Genomic DNA, 18,792 nt, shown 5'->3' on the forward strand with positions numbered 1-18,792 from the left:
GGATCGCGAAACGCGAACGGAGGGGCCAAGCGAGGGAAAATTACGTGATTCACAACACTTTAATCGCGCAGAAACTGCGCCTTCTCGCCACGGTCGCGCCGATGTCGCTCGCGCTCGTGGCGTCGCCCGCCTTCGCGCAGGCGACCGCGCCGCATACCGACACGACCACGACTACGGCTGAGGAAGAGCCCGAAACCATCGTCGTCACCGGGTCGCGCATCCGCCAGCCCAACGCCGATTCTCCGGTTCCGATCACGACCGTCACCGGGGAGCAGATCTTCCAGACCGGCCGCATCTCCGTCGGCGACGTGCTGAACCAGATGCCGCAGCTCCGCACCTCGCTCGGGTCGCAGAACTCGACCTCCGGCCTGGGCACGCGCGGTCTCAACTTCCGTGATCTGCGCGGCCTTGGCCGCTCGCGCACGCTGGTGCTGATCAACGGCCGTCGTCAGGTGACTGCCGACATCATCAACAATGGCAACGCGGTTGATATCAACACGCTGCCGACCGACCTGATCGACCGGATCGACATCGTGACCGGCGGCAACTCGTCAATCTACGGCTCCGACGCGATCGCCGGCGTGGTGAACTTCATCATCAAGGACAATTACGACGGGTTGCAGCTCCACGCCCAAACTGGCGTCAGCAAATATGGCGATGCCGGCAACCAGTATATCTCGCTGGTCGCGGGCAAGAATTTCGCTGAAGGTCGCGGGAACATCGCGATCAACGCCGAATTCGCGCATCAGCAGGATTACTACGCCTCGGGTCGCCCGAACCTGCGCCAGAACGACAATTTCGTGGTCGTCGACACTGACATTGGTGCGTCGTCAGACGACGTCATCGACCGGGCCTTCTATCGCGATATCCGCAGCTCGACGATCTCGCTCGGCGGCCAGCTCGGTTTCCGTTATGGCAACGCTGGCGCACCATGCGGTAATGACGCGCTCGGCAATTCGTTCACCTGCAGTTTCCTTTTCCAGCCCAATGGTAGCCTCGTCAATCAGACCGGGTTGCGCGTTGGCCTTGGCCCGAACGGCAACTTCGTGAACGGCAACGGCATGACCGGTCGTGAAGACAAGCTCGTGGTGCTCTCGCCGGATCTGAAGCGCTATGTCTTCAACGCCGTGGGGCATTTCGAGATTTCTCCGGCGTTCGTGCCCTTCTTCGAAGCGAAATATGTGCGGACGGAAGCGTTCGGCTCGCAGAGCGGCCCGTTCTTCTCGCAGGGGCAGACGCTGGGAGATTTCCTTGGAGGAACGGGTCTCGTCGATCGTTCCTATGCGAATAGCGGGGGCAACACCCAGTTCGTGAACCGCGAGGGCATTCGCCTCGACAACCCGTATCTGTCGGACGCGGCGCGGGCCACCATCACGCAGCAGCTGACTGCGGCGATCAATTCGGGCGTGAACCCCAACACCGGCGCGCTGTACCTGCCGGCCAATGCAACGCCGGCGCAGATTGCTGCGGCTCCCGTCAATAAGGCCGCGGCCCTGGCGCAGGTCCAGGCCGGCACCTTCCGGTTCTCGCTCCGTCGCAACTGGGTGGACCTCGGCACGCGTGACGAGCAGATCAAGCGTGATACCTTCCGCGTGGTTGCCGGTATCCGGGGTGATTTCAACACCGACTGGAACTACGAAATCTCGGCGAACTACGGCGAGCACAAAGAGAACAACATCATCACCGGCAACGTCAACACGCAGCGGTTCCTGCTGGCGATTGACACGACCAAGAATGCCGCCGGCCAGATCGTCTGCCGTTCGCAGGTCAACCCTGTCTATGCTGGTGAGGATGTCGCTGGTAATGCTGCGCAACTTGCCAAGGATGTCGCGGCTTGCGTTCCGCTGAATCCGTTCGGCCAGGGCAGCGTGAGCGATGCGGCCAAGGCCTATCTGCTCATGCCGACCACCGCGAGCGGCAAGGCGACCCAGTTCGTCGCAAGCGGCTTCGTGTCGGGTAATCTGGGGCAGTTGTTCCAGCTGCCTGGCGGCCCGGTCGGCTTCTCGGTTGGTGGTGAATATCGCCGGGAGACGCTGCGCTACGATCTGGATCCGATGACCCAGGCTGGCTACGCCTTCTACAACGCGATCCCGTCCTTCAGGGCCCCTGCCTTCGAAGTGAAGGAAGCTTTCGGCGAGGTCTCGATCCCGCTGGTCAAGGACGTTTTCCTGCTGAAGGAACTGACGGTCAACGGTTCGGCTCGTGTGGCTGACTATAAGGGGAGCGTGGGCACTGTGTTCGCCTATAGCGGCGACGTGACGTGGCGGCCGATCAGCGACCTTCTGCTGCGTGGCTCCTATTCCAAGTCGGTACGCTCGCCGTACCTGGGCGATCTCTATTCGGTTCCCGGGCAGAACTTCACGCCCGCGCCGAACGATCCCTGCTCCGCACGCAACATCGGCACGGGCTCTTCGACCCGCGCCGCCAACTGCGCGGCTGCAGGCATTCCAACGAGCTATGACTATGTCTTCAGCCAGTCGCTGGAAATTCGCAGCGGCGGCAACCCGAACCTGAAAGCTGAAAAGTCCACGTCCTGGACTCTCGGCGGCGTCTATCAGCCGAGCTTCGCGCGCGGCCTGATGGTGTCGGTCGATTATTACGACATCACCGTCAGCGACGTGATCACCTCGCCGACGGTGCAGAATGCGCTGAACGCGTGCTACGATGCGCCGTCGCTGTCCAATCAGTTCTGCGCGCTGTTCAAGCGTGACGACGCGGCCGGCACCGTTTCGGGTACGCCGTACCGCATCCTCGACGGCACCTTCATCGACAGCCCGCAGAACTACGCCAAGCTGAAGGCACGTGGTATCGACACCCAGGTCGCTTTCAACCGCGACTTCGGTTTCGTGAAGGCGAACGTGAAGGGCGTGTGGACTCATGTCATCCAGCGTGACGAGTTCACCGATCCGTCGCGGCCGACCTTCAAGAACGTTCTGACTGACGAGCTGAACTATCCTTCGGATGCCTTCAACATCAGCACTGATCTGAAGTTCGGCAAGTTCACCATCGGGCACACGCTGCGCTGGCTGGACGGAATGTACCTCAACACGTGGGAAGACTATAACGCGGTCAATGGCCAGCCGCCGCAGAACCCGGATTATGCACCGATCAAGAAGTATCCGGCTGTCACCTACAACGACATCCGCGCGAGCTATGACGTGACCGAGAAGTTCAACTTCTACGGCGGCGTCACCAATATCGGTGACGTCAACCCACCGTACGGCCTCACCGGTGTCGGTGCCGGCTCGGGTATCTACGACAACCGTGGTCGCTTCTTCTACATGGGCGCAACCGCCAAGTTCTGATCGATCGCAGGACATTGAAGGGCCGGAGGAATTATCCTCCGGCCCTTTTTTTTTGGTGTTCAATTCCGGTAGGAAGGAACGATGTCGGAAACCCCCGTGGCCCTCGCCAACAAACTGGTCGCATCAGGGGCGATCACTGACGGTATCGCATTGCTGACCCGGGCCGCCGATGCGGGCGACGTCGATGCCCTGATGCAGCTCGCCGTGTGGCATCTGGTGGGGAACCCGGTCCCGCGGGACCTCGTCAAGGCGCGTGCGTTGCTGCGCCGGGCCGTTTCGATCGGCCATGTCGATGCGGCGCTGATGGAGGTCGCGCTGACCGCCAATGGTAGTGGGTGCGTGCCAGACTGGGCTGCCGCGCTGGAGCTTCTGCGCGCCGCTGCCCTGGCCGATCCGGTAGCGGGGGGGCAGTTGAGGCTGCTCGACGCGATGAAAATCGATGCGAAAGGCCATCCCCTGGTCTTGCCCGAACCTGAAATGCTCGGTGCCGGTTCCGGCATCATGCGTTTTCCGAGGCTGTTCACGCCGGAGGAATGTGCCCATGTCGCGACTGTCGCGGCCGATCTGCTTGAACCAGCCCGCGTGATCGATTCACGCACCGGCCGCTGGATCGCTCACCCCGTCAGGACAGCGGAGGATGCAGTGATCGGCCCGACGCGCGAGGATCTGGTGGTGCAGGCGCTGAACAGGCGCATCGCCGCGGCGAGCGGTACCGAGGCCGGCCAGGGCGAATCCCTGGCGGTCCTGCGCTATCGCCCCGGGCAGCAGTTCAGGCTGCACTCGGATATCCTGCCCAACACCCGGAACCAGCGCGTCGCGACGGTCCTCGTCTATCTCAACGAGGGGTTCGAAGGCGGGCGGACGACGTTTCCGGCGTACCGGCTGGACATCAGGCCCCGGGCCGGGGACGCGATCGTGTTCAGGAACGTCGACTCGAACGGGTCGCCCGATCCCTCGAAGCGCCACAGCGGCGAACCGGTGGTTCGCGGCACCAAATGGCTGGCAACCCGCTGGATACGGGCCCGCGCTTTCTCACCCTGGGATGGCCCGGAAGCCTGACGCAAGTCAGATTGGCGCGATACGTCGATCCGGGGCGGAGCCTTTACGGGCGGGCGGGGTGTTCCTCCGCTGCCCATCTTCACATGACGCGCTTCACCCGAACGCCTGGGGCTCCTCCCACGCGCATCATGAAGCTGCCCAGGCTCGCACGCCGCACGACAACGTCCAGCCCAGGCTTCGGTTCGCGAATGAACGGTTTGGTGTCGATCTGTCGCCACATCGATCCGTCAGCCAACCCGACGATCCATCCGTCGGTTCCGTCGCGTGCGGAAGTGATTCTGGATTCGATCTGCCCAACATCTTCATTGTCGTTGCCGGCAAATAGCTTGAAGCTCGGTAATGTCAGGCCGAACAAGGAGCGTTTCGCGCCACGTATCTGTTCCTTGTCGATGATTACGACGTTCTTCGCAGCTTCCGCGTCGGCGAGAGCTGCCACTTCGCGATCGTAACATGCGAGACGGGCGGCGGTATCGGTTATCGCACGACAATCGATCAGATGCTGAAATACCGGTGCGCGCGCAGGCGCTGGCTCATCCCGCGCGATGGCAGGATACGCCGCCAATAAAGCGGCCAGGAAAGCGGTTGCGAACTTGATGCTTTTCATAATGGTTACAATTTCATCATTGTTGCAACGGCGCAACAGTAAAAGGCAATTTTCACAACTGCCGCACAAGCCGTTTACAGCGCAAGTCCCCACAGGCACTGACGAATACATCGTCGGGAGTGGGCTCCGGGCCTCTCCACGACATCAATCCGCGCGGTCACCGCGCGGCAAGAAAGGAAACGGGGAAGTGAGCAAACTAGCAAAGATATCGATGCTCAAGGCTGGCACAGCGCCAATCGTTCTTGGGCTCGCGCTGCTGTCGGCCCAGGCCAACGCTCAGACCGCCGATGCGGCGCAAGCGAGCACGCTGCCTGCCGATCAGCCCGCCGCGGCTCCAGGCGGCGACATCGTCGTCACCGGATCTCGCATCCCGCAGATCAATCTTGAATCGGTTAGCCCGATCACTGTCGTGACAGCGCAGGACATCAAGCTTCAGGGGACGACGCGAGTCGAGGACCTGATGAACTCGCTCCCGTCGGTGTTCGCCAGCCAGAACTCGACCAGGGCCAATGGTGCCGACGGCACCGCGACGGTCGATCTTCGCGGTCTCGGCACCACGCGTACGCTCTCTCTTGTCAACGGCCGTCGTCTGCTGCCGGGCGATCCGAGCCCGACCAGCGGTTCGGCCGCCGACATCAACATCATTCCTGCCTCCGTCCTGAAGCGCGTCGAAGTGCTGACCGGCGGTGCGTCGTCGACCTATGGCGCTGACGCCGTCGCCGGCGTTGTGAACTTCATCATCGACACCGACTTCACCGGCATCAAGCTGGACGGCCAGTACAGCCTTTTCCAGCACGACAATCGCGACAAGTTCCTGACGCCGCTGCTCGATGCACGCGCGGGCGCGGGACTTCCGGGATACGGCTATCCCAAGGGCAGCGTTGCTGATGGCGGCGCCGTTGACGCGACGCTGACGATCGGTTCTGGCTTCGATGACAATCGCGGCCATGCCGTCGCCTATTTCGGCTATCGCAAGGTCAACGCGATTTTGCAGGCCAATCGCGACTACAGCGCCTGCGTGCTTCAGAACACACGTGCCGGCGGTGTGCAGTGCGGCGGTTCCGCGACCTCGGACAACGGCAACGTCTTCCTGTTCAACAACGCGGTCACCGTCGGTACCTCGACGGCCTTTACCTTCCGGCCGGGCGGCGGCTTCGTCAACGGCACGTCGCTCTACAACTTCGCGCCGACCAACTATTATCAGCGCCCTGACGAGCGTTACACTGCCGGCCTGTTCGCGAACTACGAGATCAACGATTCGATCAAGCCGTATCTCGAGTTCATGTTCATGGACGATCGCACCGTGGCGCAGATCGCGCCGTCGGGCGATTTCGGCAACACGCTGACCCTGAACTGCGACAACCCGCTGATGTCCGCGACGCAGCGCGCCGTGGTCTGCTCCCCGGAGAACCTCATCAACGGCTATCTCGGCAACTTCCCGACCGCCCAGGGAGCGCCGTATAATCCCAATCCGAACGCGCCCCCGATCAACTTCGTCGACTCGCAGGGCCGGGTCTACAATCAGGGCTTCTTCCAGTTGCTGCGCCGCAACGTCGAGGGTGGCCCGCGCCAGTCCGACCTGCAGCACACCAACTTCCGCGCGGTGATCGGCACCAAGGGCTCGCTGGGCAGCGCCTGGTCCTATGACACCTATTATCAATATGGCCGCTCGAACTATTCGCAGGTCTATTCGAACGAGTTCTCCGTCGCGCGGCTCAACCGGGCGCTGAACGTCGTCACCGACAACCGCGCGGGCAGCTCGACCTTCGGCCAGCCGGTCTGCCGCTCGGTCATCGACGGCAGCGATCCGAACTGCGTGCCCTACAACGTCTTCGGCGGCGCCGGCGCGGCGAGCCCGGCATCGGTTGCCTATCTCTCGGCAACGGGCTTCCAGAAGGGGCAGACCTCGGAGCAGATCGCCAGCGCTTCGCTGACCGGCGCACTGGGCCAGTATGGCGTCAAGAGCCCCTGGGCCGATGATGGCGTAGCGATCAACCTCGGCGTCGAATGGCGCAAGGAATCGCTCGAGCTGCAGACCGACAACGCCTTCCAGACGGGCGACCTGACCGGCCAGGGTGGCAAGACGCTGCCGCTGTCGGGCAATTTCAGGGTGCTGGAGTTCTTCGGTGAGACCCAGGTTCCGATCGTCCATGACGGTTTCATCAAGGATCTGTCGCTGAACGCCGGCTATCGCCGTTCGTCCTACAAGACGAGCGCAAACAAGAGCTACGATACCGACACCTGGAAGGTCGGGCTCGAATTCGCGCCGATCCGCGATATCCGCTTCCGCGGCACCTATAACCGCGCGGCGCGCGCGCCCAACATCCAGGAACTGTTCGCGACGCCGACCGTCGGTCTCGTCGGCAGCAGCGATCCCTGCGCCAAGTCGATCACGGCCACCGACTATGGCTGTATCGCACAGGGCTTCACCGTCGGCACGGGCACGGCGAGCAACCCGGCAGGCCAGTATAACGGCCTGATCGGCGGCAATCCCAACCTGAGGCCGGAAATCGCGACCACCAAGACGATCGGTGTCGTGATCCAGCCGAGCTTCCTGAAGCGCTTCTCGCTGACGGTCGACTACTTCGACATCAAGATCAAGGACACGATCAGCGCGACCAGCCAGGACGCGGTCCTCAAGGATTGCGTCGCCAATGCGACGGCGACCTTCACGCCGATTTCGTGCGGACTCGTCCATCGTGACGCGGCGCGGTCGCTGTGGTTGACGCCCAATGGTTACGTCAACGACATCCCGAGCAATATCGGGAGCACCCAGACCAAGGGTATCGAGGTCAGCTCTGCCTTCGCGCAGAGTCTCGGCAGCATCGGTAACCTCAACCTGAGCATGACGGGCACCTATCTCGACAGCTATCGGACCGACAATGGCATCACGCAGCCCTATGACTGCGCCGGCTATTATGGTCCGACCTGCAGCGCGGGCGGCACCACGAACAGCGGCGCCCCGCTTCCGAAATGGCGTCACAAGGCGCGTGCAACCTTGCAGACTCCGATGGGAATCGGCTTCTCGCTGCAGTGGCGCTACATCGGCCCGGTCCAGGCCGAGACGCTCCAGAAGAACAACCAGTCGCTCAACGGCGCGTTCAACTATGATCCGGGGCTTCACATCAAGGCGTACAATTATTTCGACCTGGCGGCGTCGTTCAGCGTTGGTGACAATTACAACTTCCGCCTGGGCATGAACAACGTCTTCGACAAGCAGCCGCCGTATGTCACGTCGGGCAATGGTGGTCGTGACGGGTCGAACCTGTGTCCGTCGGGGCCCTGCAGCGGCAATACCTATCCCGGCACCTATGATGCGCTGGGCCGCTACCTCTATGCAGCGGTATCTCTGACCTTCTGATCCTTCGATTTAAGGATCGTTCTTTCTGGGGCGGCGATCTTCGGATTGGCCGCCCTTTTTTTATCCCGGCGTTGCTTCGGGATTGCATTGGCGGGGCGGGGCGGTCCAGACTGATATGGTGGCAAGCGTTCCAATGCTAGATTCCGACACGGCCGAGACCCTCCGGCAGGCAATCGACGCCGCCCGGGCGGGCGATGTCCCGCGCGCGCGGTCGCTTGCCGAGGCGGCCTTGTTGCGTGGGGGCGATCTTGTTGCCCTCAATGCCTTTCTCGGCATGTTGCGGAGCCGCGCGGGGGATGCGGGGGGGGCGATCACGCATCTGCGGGCGGCGCATCGCCATCGACCGGGCGACGCCACCATCGCGTGCAATCTCATCGCGGCATTGATCGAAACGGGTGACCAGGCAGGTGCCCTCGACATTGCCGGCCGCGATCTTGCTTTCGCCGATCCGTCGCTGCGCGTGGCTCGCTACCGGGGTTTCCTCGCCCAGTCGCTCGAGCAATTCGAGGCGTCGGTCGAGGCCTATGATCATGTCGTGGCGCGTGCGCCGAATGATTTCGAGAGCTGGAATAATCTCGGCAATGCCCGTTCGGGTCTGGAGGACTATCCCAGCGCCGTCGCGGCGTTGAAACGCGCCGTCGAGCTTGATCCGCGTGCGGCACCGACCCGGCTCAACCTTGCCCTTGCACTCCGCTCGGCCGGAGAGGCGGCGGAGGCGGAAGCCGTCCTGCGCAGGGCTGCCGAGGATTTCCCGCAGGACGATCGCGCGCTGAACGAACTCTACCTCCAGCTGCGGCTGGACGGACGATATGACGACGCGCTCCCGGTCATCGAAGAGGCGGTCGCGCGCAATCCGGAGAATGGCGACCTGCAACTGAAGCTCGGCGTCGAATGCGGGCTGGCGCGCCGGACCGAGGATGCACTGCGCGCCTTCAGCAAGGCCATCGCGCTCGATCCGACGCTGGTGGACGCCTATCTGGGGCTCGCGATCCAGTATGAACATACCAACCGCGAGGAGGGGTTTGCGCCGCTGATCGCGCTGGCGACGGAGAATGGGATCGGCGAGGGGCCGCTGGCGTTCCTGCGCGCGCTTGAGCATCGCCGGGCCCAACGGTTCGAGGAGGCACTTGCCTGTCTCGCGCTGGTTCCGCCGGATATCGAGCCCGAGCGTACGGTGCATCTTCGCGCGATGCTTCTCGATCGCCTCGGCCGGATCGACGAGGCCTTCGATGCCTTCCGGCAATTCGCCCAGTTGCTCCAGGAGGGGCCGACCGATCCCCTACGCCGCGGGGCCGAGCTGCGCGACGAATTGCGCGGGGAGCTTGACCTGCTCACGCCCGGCTGGCCCGCTACCTGGTCAACGGCGCGGGCGATTGCCGATGGCCCCGATCCGGTGTTCCTGGTGGGGTTCCCCCGATCGGGGACGACGTTGCTCGATACGATCCTGATGGGCCACCCCGGAACGGTGGTGACCGAGGAACAGCCGCCCTTGAATCTGGTCGACAAGGCGATCGGCGGTCTTGCTGCGATCCCCACGCTCGACGAGGCGGCGATCGCCCGCGCGCGGGCGCATTATTATGAGGAGATGGCGAAGGTCGGCACGGTCCCGAATGGCCGGCTGCTCATCGATAAATCGCCGCTGTTCCTCTACAAGGTGCCATTGATCCAGCGCCTGTTCCCCAACGCGCGTTTCATCCTGGCCCTGCGCCATCCCTGCGATGTGCTGCTCAGCTGCTTCATGAGCAGTTTCCAGCTCAATAACGCGATGGCCAATTTCCTGCGCCTGGAGGACGCGGCCGATTTCTACGACCTGGTCTTCAGGCATTGGGAACGGTCGCGGGAACTGTTCCCGGTACAGATGCATACGATCGTCTACGAACGGCTGGTCGACAATGTCGAAGCGGAAGTTCGTCCCCTGTTCGATTTCCTGGGGCTCGACTGGCATGAGGATGCGCTGGACCACCGCCGCACGGCACTGTCCCGGGGCCTGATCACCACCGCGAGCTACTCGCAGGTCATCGAGCCGATCTACAAGCGCGCGTCGGGTCGCTGGGAGCGGTACCGGCAACATTTGGAGCCGATCCTGCCGACGCTCGAACCCTGGGTCGCGAAATTCGGCTATTCGCTTTGACGGCGGATGTGGGATCACTGCTCGCCGAAGCGGATCGCGCTTCGGCGTCGCAGGATTTCACGCGGGCGCAGGCGCTGCTCCGGGATGCGGCGGGGATTGAACCGCAGGATCTTTCCATCCTCCTGAAACTCGCAGGGGTGAGCCGGGCTGCGGGCCAGCCGCGCGTGGCGCTCGACGCCGTGCACCGCGCGCTCGCCGTCTCCCCGCTGGACTTCACCGCGCTGCTAATGCGGGCAACGCTGCTGGATCGCCTGGGTGACGAGACAGCGGGAGAGGCGTGGGGCCACGCGCTTGCCCAGAGACCGCAGGCCGCGCCGCCGCCGCAGATCGCGGTGGTGCTCGAACAGGGCGAGCGCCGATATGCCGAATGGCTCGATCGGCGGGAAGCCAGGCTGAAGGCTGGCATGGCCGAAGTGGAGCAGCGCGCCGACGAAGAGGAGCGCACGCGTATTGCGCGCTTCCGGAACAATGTATTGCGCAGGACGCGTCCTTATCACAGCGAGCCGACCCATTTTCACTTTCCCGGTCTGGTGGAGCGCGAGTTCCATCCGCGGCGCCATTTCGACTGGCTCGATACGCTGGAAGCGGCGACCGACATGATCCAGGAGGAATTCGAGACGGTGATGGGGGCCGAACGGGCCGAGCTCGTCCCCTATATCCAATATGCTGACCATCTCCCGCTTCGCCAGTGGCAGCCGCTCAACCACAATGCCGACTGGACGGCGATTCATCTGTGGCAGAACGGGCGGCAAATCGAGGCCAATGCCCGCCATTGCCCCCGCACGATCGATCTCCTCTCCCGGCTCCCGCAACCGGCGATCCCCGGGGCTTCTCCCAACGCAATGTTTTCCTTGCTCGCGCCCGGCACCGTCATTCCCCCGCATGTCGGCGTCAGCAACGGCCGGCTCGTATGCCATCTCCCGCTGGTGGTTCCGGAGGGCTGCTGGTTCCGGGTCGGCGCTGAAACGCGTTTCTGGCGCCGGGGAGAAGCCTTTGTGTTCGACGATACGATCGAGCATGAGGCAGCGAATCCGAGCGACCAGCTCCGCGTCGTCCTTATCTTCGATATCTGGCATCCGGATCTAACCGCGATCGAGCGCGAGGCGGTCGCGGCGCTCATCGCAGCAGACGGTGCCGCGGCAAGCGGACTGTGACCTTTTCGTCCCGGCTCGCTGCGGCTCGGCTGGGACAGGCGGATGCGAGCAGCCTCGCCGAACTGGCGGAACTCGCGCTCGATGAGGGTGAGGAAGAACAGGTCCTTCCCCTGCTGACTCGCGCGGCGGCGCAAGGGGCCAACGCTCAATTATGGCAATGGACCGGATTGCTCCAGCGGGCGCTGGACGAGCATGCGGCCGCATCACAGTCCTTCGCGCAGGCCGCACGCCTGGCGCCGGCCGTGGCAAGCATCGCCCATGGCCGTGCCCATGTGGCCCTTGAAGCTGGTCTGGACTCAGTCGCGCTGTTCGAACAGGCGCGCCGTCTCGCGCCGGCGAACGGGGCGATTCTGCTCGGACTGGCCGCCGCGCGCCTGGCGGCGGGTCGTGGGGAACAGGCGGCGGCCGAGCTCCAGGCGATTCTGGATCGAGAGCCGAGATGGATTCACGGCCATCTGCAATTGGGCCAGATTCAATCGATGCTCGGGCGGCCCGAAAGGGCGACTCATTCTCTCGATCAGGCACTCGAACGCCTCCCGGGCGAAAGAGCGTTGTGGCAGGGCCTGTTCGATCTTCATGTGCGCAGCGAGAATTATGCCGGCCTGCAGGAGGCGCTGCAGCGAGCCGGGAAAGCGGGGCATGGACAGGACGTCCGCGCCGAATATGAGGCGATCGCGGCCGCGGAACTGGGGGAAGACGATACCGCCACCGTCCTGTTCGACAGCGCTCCCGCCTCCGCCCGGCCGCGCCTTGCGCTCTGGCGGGTCCGTCATCTGCTGAGAAGCGGCAGGGCAGCGGATGCCGTCACGCTCATCGATCGCGAACTGGCGACGGATCGTGCCGTGGCCATGTGGCCCTATGCCGCCGCCGCCTGGCGGTTGACGGGCGATCCCCGCAGTGCGTGGCTGGAGGATTCGCCGGATCTCGTCGCGGTGGTGGATCTCGGCCCGGCGTTGCCGGCGTTGGAGAGGCTGGCCGATCGTCTGCGCTCGCTCCACGTGGCGAAAGGACAATATCTGGATCAGTCGGTTCGTGGCGGGACTCAAACCGACGGCCCGCTTCTCAGTCGTATCGATCCGGAGATCCGGGCCATGCGCACGGCGATCGAGCAAGCTGTCGCGCGCTATGTCGCCCAGCTCCCGCCGCCGGATGCCAGGCATCCGCTCCTTGGTGCACGGCGCGACCGTCGAATCCGCTTCACCGGCAGCTGGTCCGTTCGGCTTCGCGGCGGCGGATTCCATGCCAACCACGTTCATCCACAGGGCTGGATCAGTTCAGCGCTGTATATCGCGCTTCCCTCGCGCCAGTCGGACGAACTGGTACAGGCTGGCTGGCTGGCATTGGGCGAACCTCAGGCCGCGTTGAAGCTTGATCTGGCGCCCAGTCGGCTGATCGAGCCGAAGGCAGGCAGGCTGGTGCTGTTCCCCTCATGGATGTGGCACGGGACGCGCCCCTTTGCTGAGGGGGAGAGGCTGACGGTCGCGTTCGATGTCGCGCCGCCGCGCTGAAACCTTTCGATTGTCGCGCAGAAATATATGGCCATTCCGGACGGTCTGCGGCAGATTTCCTGTCCTATCAACATCCCGAAAGGATCGCTTATGAGTCCCGTCTTCCGAGTTGCCTTGTTGGCGGCGATCGCCAGCCTCATGCCGGCGCCGCTGGCTGCAGAACAGAAGAACGATGCAGGAACGGCGTCGAAGAAGCGCGATCCGAACCAGATGGTTTGCGAGAACCAGGAGGTTCTGGGCAGCCGATTGGCGGTCAAGAAGATCTGCATGACGCGAAGCCAATGGGCGGAGCAGCGCCGCGTCGACCGGGAGACGGTCCAACAGTCGCAGGTCAGTGGTTGCGGGAGGAAGGTGGGTTGCTGATCCGATCGTCGGCTTCCGGGGGCGAAGCGCGATAAAGGAGACCTGATAGGCGTGCAGGGGCATGATTCGACTGGAACGGATCATGCCCCCGATTTTCTTCCGATGGTCGCGAGGGGCCAAGAATGCTCCTAGCCGACCTGCAACTCCAGCTTCCCGTCGCCTTCATCGACTCTCACGCTCGCCCCATCCTTCACTTCCCCCCCCAGGATCAGGTCGGCGAGTGGATCCTGCAGGTAGCGCTGCACCGCGCGCTTCAGCGGACGGGCGCCATAGACCGGGTCATAGCCGACCCGGCCGAGCCAGGCCCGGGCGCCGCCGGTAAGGTCGAGCGTCACCTTGCGGTCAGCCAGCAGCTTCTGGACGCGCGCCACCTGGATATCGACGATCGGCGCCATCTCGCTCTGGCCGAGCCGGTGGAACAGGATGACCTCGTCGAGCCGGTTGAGGAATTCGGGGCGGAAATGTCCGCGCACGATCTCCATCACCTGGGGCTCGACCGAGGATACGTCCTCACCGTCCGGCAGGCTCGACAGATACTGGCTGCCCAGGTTCGAGGTCAGGATGATCAGCGTGTTGGAGAAATCGACCGTGCGGCCCTGGCCGTCGGTCAGCCGGCCGTCGTCCAGCACCTGGAGTAGCACGTTGAACACGTCACCATGCGCCTTCTCGACCTCGTCGAACAGGACGACCTGATAGGGCCGGCGCCGAACGGCTTCCGTCAGCACGCCGCCTTCCTCATAGCCGACATAGCCTGGAGGGGCGCCGATCAGCCGGGCGACCGCATGCTTCTCCATGAACTCGCTCATGTCGATGCGGACCATCGCCGATGGATCGTCGAACAGGAATTCGGCGAGCGCCTTGGTCAGCTCGGTCTTGCCGACGCCCGTCGGCCCGAGGAACAGGAAGGAGCCGAGCGGGCGGTTGGGTTCCTGCAGGCCGGCACGCGCGCGGCGCACCGCGGTCGAGACGGCGCGGACCGCCTGGCTCTGTCCGATCACCCTCTTGCCCAGCGCTTCTTCCATGCCGAGCAGCTTGGCGCGCTCGCCTTCAAGCATCCGGTCGACGGGAATGCCGGTCCAGCGGCTGACCACCGCTGCAATGTCGTCGGCGGTCACTTCCTCGCGCAGCATCGCGCCCTTGGTGGTCGCCTGCGCGTCATCGAGCTGGCGCGTAAGCTGCGGGATCGTACCGTAGGACAGCTCGCCCGCCCTGGCGAGATCGCCAGCGCGTTGTGCCTGGTCGAGTTCAAGCCGCGCTGCATCGAGTTGCTCCTTCAGCTTCGCCTCGGCGTTGATCTTGTCCTTCTCGCCCTGCCAGCGCGTGGTCAGCTCGGCCGATTGCTGTTCGAGATTGGCGAGTTCGCCCTCCAGGGTCGTCAGCCGGTCGCGTGAGGCGGCGTCGCTCTCCTTCTTCAGCGCCTCGCGCTCGATCTTCATCTGGATGATCCGCCGGTCGAGCGTCTCGATCTCCTCCGGCTTGGACTCCACCTCCATGCGGATCCGGCTGGCTGCCTCGTCCATCAGGTCGATCGCCTTGTCGGGCAGGAAACGGTCGGTGATGTAGCGGTTCGACAGCGTCGAGGCGGCAACGATCGCCGCATCGGTGATGCGCACGCCGTGATGCAGCTCGTACTTCTCCTTCAGCCCGCGCAGGATCGAGATGGTGTCCTCGACCGTCGGCTCGCCGACGAAGACGGGCTGGAAGCGCCGCTGGAGCGCCGCGTCCTTCTCGACATATTTGCGATATTCGTCGAGCGTGGTCGCGCCGACGCAGTGGAGTTCGCCGCGCGCCAGCGCCGGCTTGATCATGTTGGACGCGTCCATCGCGCCGTCGGTCTTGCCTGCGCCGATCAGCGTATGCATCTCGTCGATGAACAGGATGATGTCGCCTTCGCCGGCGCGCACCTCGTCGAGCACGCCCTTGAGCCGTTCCTCGAACTCGCCGCGATATTTGGCGCCGGCGATCATGCTGCCGATGTCGAGCGACATCAGCTTCCGGTCCTTCAGCGTATCGGGCACGTCGCCATTGGCGATGCGCAGCGCGAGCCCCTCGGCGATGGCGGTTTTGCCCACGCCGGGCTCGCCGATCAGCACCGGGTTGTTCTTGGTGCGCCGGGCGAGGATCTGGATGGTGCGGCGGATCTCCTCGTCGCGGCCGATCACCGGATCGAGCTTGCCGTCGCGCGCCGCCTGGGTCAGGTCGCGGGCGAATTTCTTGAGCGCGTCGAACCGGCTCTCGGCCCCGGCACTGTCGGCGGTGCGGCCAGCGCGGATCTGGTTGATCGCCGTGTTGAGCGCATCGGCCTTCACCCCCGCAGCAGCCAGCGCCTTGCCGGCGGCGGTGGTCGTGGAAAGCGCCAGCGCGAGCAGCAGTCGTTCGACCGTAACGAAGCTGTCGCCGCCCTTGGCCGCGACCTGCTCGGCCTGGTCGAGCACGCGTACCGCGTCATTGTCCAGCCCGGGCGTCTGTTGGGCGCCGCCACCCGAGACGGCGGGAATCCTCGCCAGCGCCGCGTCGGTTTCGGCCACCGCGCGCTTCGCGTCGCCGCCCGCGGCCGTGATCAGTCCCGCGGCCATGCCCTGCTCGTCCTCGAGCAGCGCCTTCAGGATATGGTCGGGCGAGATGCGCTGATGGCTCATCCTGATCGCGATCGTCTGCGCTGATTGTAGGAAGCCCTTTGCGCGATCGGTGAATTTTTCCAGGTTCATTGTCGTCCCTCCAGGTCTCGCCCGAATATGGTGTTGTATATATGCAACACAAGCCTTTCCGGCCTGACTTTTTTGCCCTCGTTTCAGCGGGGCTGGACCGTGTCACATTCCTGTCTCGCCAGTCACGCACGAACGACATGTTCCTCCCATAATTGTGCAACGCACAACGCCTAGGCGCGACGAGGGCGTCAGGGAGTGGGGCGCCCCGGACTTCATGCCCAAAGGGGAAATCGACATGCGTCACCTTCACGCCTGGCTGCTGGCTGGCACTGCCCTGTGCTCGCCATTCGCTGCGAACGCTGCCGTCACCACCGACACGCCAGCCGCCACAGGCGATGCGGCGGTCGCCGATACCACGCCGGATTCAGCCGTGCCGGACGAAGCGCCCTCCGCCGATATCATCGTGATCGGCCGTGGCGAGACGCGCCAGGTCCAGCGCATCAGCCAGGTCGATATCGAGCGGCTGGCCGCAGGCACCAGCCCGCTCAAGGCGATCGAGAAGCTGCCCAGCGTGAATTTCCAGTCGGCCGATGCCTTCGGCGCCTATGAATGGTCGGAGCGCGTTTCGATCCGCAGCTTCAACCAGAACCAGATAGGCTTCACGCTCGACGGCATCCCGCTCGGCGACGGCAGCTACGGCAACACCAACGGCCTGCACGTCAGCCGCGCGATCTCGTCGGAGAATATCGGCCAGACGATCGTGTCGCAGGGCGCCGGATCGATCGGCACCCAGGCGACCAACAATCTCGGCGGCACCATCGAGTTCTTCTCGAGCGATCCCAAACCCACCTTCGGCATGACGCTCAACGGCACCTATGGCAGCCAGAACACGGTGCGCGCCTTCGGCCGTCTGGACACCGGCGTGCTCGGTGAGAACGGGCCGAGTGCCTATGTCTCCTACGGCTATCTCGATACCGAGAAGTGGAAGGGCTTCGGCTCGCAGCGCCAGCATCAGGTCAACGCGAAGTTCGTCGCGCCGATCGCTGATGTCCGCCTCGTCGGCACGTTCGATTTCTCGGATCGCCGCGAGAACGACTATCAGGATCTGTCGCTCGACATGATCCGCCGTCTCGGGCTGAACAACGACAATATCTCGAACAATTATCCGCTCGCGGTCGCGATCGCCGATGTGCTTGCCTATAACGGCGCCCACCCGACGGCGCCGCTGCCCTATCCAGCGCCCTACGCCACTGCTGACGACGTCTATTACAATGCGGCGGGCCTGCGGGTCGACTATCTCGCCTCGCTCGGCATCGAGACGGCGAAGGACGCGCCGATCCACGGCGAGCTCAAGGCCTATTATCATTCGAACCACGGCCAGGGCATCTGGTTCACGCCGTACACCGCGACGCCGGGCGGCGCGCCGCTGTCGGTGCGCACGACTGAGTACGACATCCGCCGCAAGGGCGTGTTCGGCTCGATCGGCGGCAAGCTCGGCTTCAACGACATCACCGTCGGCGGCTGGTACGAGAAGAATGATTTCCGCCAGGCCCGGCGTTTCTACGGCCTCACCAGCCGCATGGCCCCGACGCGGGATTCGCTCGAATTCCAGTCCAATCCCTTCTTCACCCAGTGGGATTTCAAATACGGCACAGAGACCATCCAATATTATGTCCAGGACAAGATCGCTCTGGGCAATCTGACGATCGATTTTGGCTGGAAGGGCTTCGACGTCCGCAATTCCGCCACCCCGATCGTGTCGGGCGGCCTCGCGGCGGGCAAGATCAAGGTGACCGACTGGTTCCAGCCGCATGGTGGCTTCAACTACAAGCTCAGCGAGAGCGCCGAGCTGTTCGGCGATTTCACCCAGGTGAAGCGCGCCTTCGTCTCGTCGGCGACGACCGGCCCGTTCGCGACCACCCAGCCCGGTTTCAACGCGCTGCTCACCACCAGCAAGCTGAAGCCCGAGGAATCGAACACCTATGAACTCGGCGGCCGCTTCAAGAACCGCTGGTTCAACGGCCTGATCGCGGCTTATTATGTCGACTTCCGCAATCGTCTGCTCGGCGTGACGACCGGCGCGGGGATCGTCGGCAACCCGGTGATCCTGCAGAATGTCGGCGCAGTCCGCTCCTATGGCTTCGAGGCGGCGGGCGAGGCGAAGCTCGGCCATGGCTTCGGCGTGTTCGCGTCGTACAGCTACAATGACTCGACCTATCGCGACAATGTCAGTGCCACCGTCCTGACCAAGGGCAAGACGACCGTCGACAGCCCGAAGCATCTGGCCAAGGGCGAGATCACCTATGACAAGGGCATGTTCTTCGGCCGCATCGGCGCGAATTACATGAGCAAGCGCTACTTCACCTACACCAACGACCAGTCGGTGCCTGAACAGGTGATCTTCGATGCGACCCTTGGCGCCCGCGTCACCCTGCCGGGCGAGCGCAAGGTCGAGGTGCAGCTGAACGCGACCAACCTGTTCGACAGGAAGTATATCTCGACCATCGGGTCGAACGGCTTCGGCAACAGCGGCGACAACCAGACGCTGCTCGCGGGCGCGCCGCAGCAGTTCTTCGTCACGGTGAAGACCGGCTTCTGATCGACGCACCGCCGCCGCTTCCGCGCTTTGCGCGGGGGCGGCGGCAATCGCGCTCGCTCC

At 64.0% G+C, this 18,792-nt stretch carries 10 protein-coding genes; 8 read left to right on the top strand and 2 right to left on the bottom strand.

Going from position 1 to position 18,792, the window contains the following annotated elements; translation table 11 throughout:
* Positions 1-44: 44 nt before the first annotated feature.
* A complete protein-coding gene (locus NDN01_RS22875; RefSeq protein WP_336298322.1) occupies positions 45-3,305 on the top strand; it encodes a TonB-dependent receptor domain-containing protein in 3,261 nt (1,086 codons plus the stop codon).
* Between the two features lie 81 nt (positions 3,306-3,386).
* The gene (locus NDN01_RS22880) at positions 3,387-4,364 is read left to right on the top strand and encodes a 2OG-Fe(II) oxygenase (RefSeq protein ID WP_272624401.1); all 978 of its coding nucleotides are present in this window, start codon (positions 3,387-3,389) and stop codon (positions 4,362-4,364) included.
* A 79-nt stretch (positions 4,365-4,443) separates the two neighbouring features.
* Here NDN01_RS22880 and NDN01_RS22885 read toward each other — a convergent pair whose 3' ends face one another.
* On the bottom strand, positions 4,444-5,079 hold the full coding sequence (locus NDN01_RS22885) for a hypothetical protein (protein WP_272624403.1): 636 nt from the start codon (positions 5,077-5,079) through the stop codon (positions 4,444-4,446).
* 76 nt (positions 5,080-5,155) lie between these two features.
* On the opposite strand from NDN01_RS22885, the gene NDN01_RS22890 reads away from it, so the two are divergent.
* The 5 genes from NDN01_RS22890 (at position 5,156) to NDN01_RS22910 (ending at position 13,485) form a co-directional block, all read left to right on the top strand.
* Positions 5,156-8,329, top strand: coding sequence for a TonB-dependent receptor domain-containing protein (locus tag NDN01_RS22890; protein ID WP_272624404.1), 3,174 nt, complete (start codon positions 5,156-5,158; stop codon positions 8,327-8,329).
* Positions 8,330-8,462: 133 nt separating this feature from the next.
* Positions 8,463-10,460 carry a tetratricopeptide repeat-containing sulfotransferase family protein gene (locus tag NDN01_RS22895; protein ID WP_272624406.1) on the top strand — a complete coding sequence of 666 codons (1,998 nt, stop codon included), beginning with the start codon at positions 8,463-8,465 and terminating at the stop codon, positions 10,458-10,460.
* A gap of 8 nt (positions 10,461-10,468) precedes the next feature.
* The gene (locus NDN01_RS22900) at positions 10,469-11,614 is read left to right on the top strand and encodes an aspartyl/asparaginyl beta-hydroxylase domain-containing protein (RefSeq protein ID WP_272624407.1); all 1,146 of its coding nucleotides are present in this window, start codon (positions 10,469-10,471) and stop codon (positions 11,612-11,614) included.
* The gene (locus NDN01_RS22905; protein WP_272624408.1) at positions 11,611-13,122 is read left to right on the top strand and encodes a putative 2OG-Fe(II) oxygenase; all 1,512 of its coding nucleotides are present in this window, start codon (positions 11,611-11,613) and stop codon (positions 13,120-13,122) included. Before NDN01_RS22900 ends, NDN01_RS22905 begins: the two co-directional genes overlap by 4 nt.
* Before the next feature lie 27 nt (positions 13,123-13,149).
* Positions 13,150-13,485: a hypothetical protein gene (locus tag NDN01_RS22910; RefSeq protein WP_272624409.1), complete on the top strand. Its 336-nt coding sequence runs from the start codon at positions 13,150-13,152 to the stop codon at positions 13,483-13,485.
* 128 nt (positions 13,486-13,613) lie between these two features.
* Here the strand turns inward: NDN01_RS22910 and clpB are convergent, their stop codons facing one another.
* Complete coding sequence (gene clpB / locus NDN01_RS22915; protein ID WP_272624410.1) at positions 13,614-16,193, bottom strand: ATP-dependent chaperone ClpB; 2,580 nt, start codon at positions 16,191-16,193, stop codon at positions 13,614-13,616.
* A gap of 235 nt (positions 16,194-16,428) precedes the next feature.
* On the opposite strand from clpB, the gene NDN01_RS22920 reads away from it, so the two are divergent.
* Positions 16,429-18,732, top strand: a complete 2,304-nt coding sequence (locus NDN01_RS22920) for a TonB-dependent receptor (protein ID WP_272624411.1) — start codon at positions 16,429-16,431, stop codon at positions 18,730-18,732.
* The last annotated feature ends 60 nt before the right edge of the window (positions 18,733-18,792 follow it).

Origin of the sequence: Sphingomonas sp. QA11, from assembly GCF_028473665.1 — a bacterium.
Classification (GTDB): Bacteria; Pseudomonadota; Alphaproteobacteria; order Sphingomonadales; family Sphingomonadaceae; genus Sphingomonas; species Sphingomonas phytovorans.

Excerpts from the sequence above, each read along its gene's own strand:
- NDN01_RS22880 (WP_272624401.1), top strand. The coding sequence starts at position 3,387 with ATGTCGGAAACCCCCGTGGCCCTCGCCAACAAACTGGTCGCATCAGGG.
- NDN01_RS22885 (WP_272624403.1), bottom strand. The coding sequence starts at position 5,079 with ATGTATTCGTCAGTGCCTGTGGGGACTTGCGCTGTAAACGGCTTGTGC.
- NDN01_RS22895 (WP_272624406.1), top strand. The coding sequence starts at position 8,463 with ATGCTAGATTCCGACACGGCCGAGACCCTCCGGCAGGCAATCGACGCC.
- NDN01_RS22910 (WP_272624409.1), top strand. The coding sequence starts at position 13,150 with ATGGCCATTCCGGACGGTCTGCGGCAGATTTCCTGTCCTATCAACATC.
- clpB (WP_272624410.1), bottom strand. The coding sequence starts at position 16,193 with ATGAACCTGGAAAAATTCACCGATCGCGCAAAGGGCTTCCTACAATCA.
- NDN01_RS22920 (WP_272624411.1), top strand. The coding sequence starts at position 16,429 with ATGCGTCACCTTCACGCCTGGCTGCTGGCTGGCACTGCCCTGTGCTCG.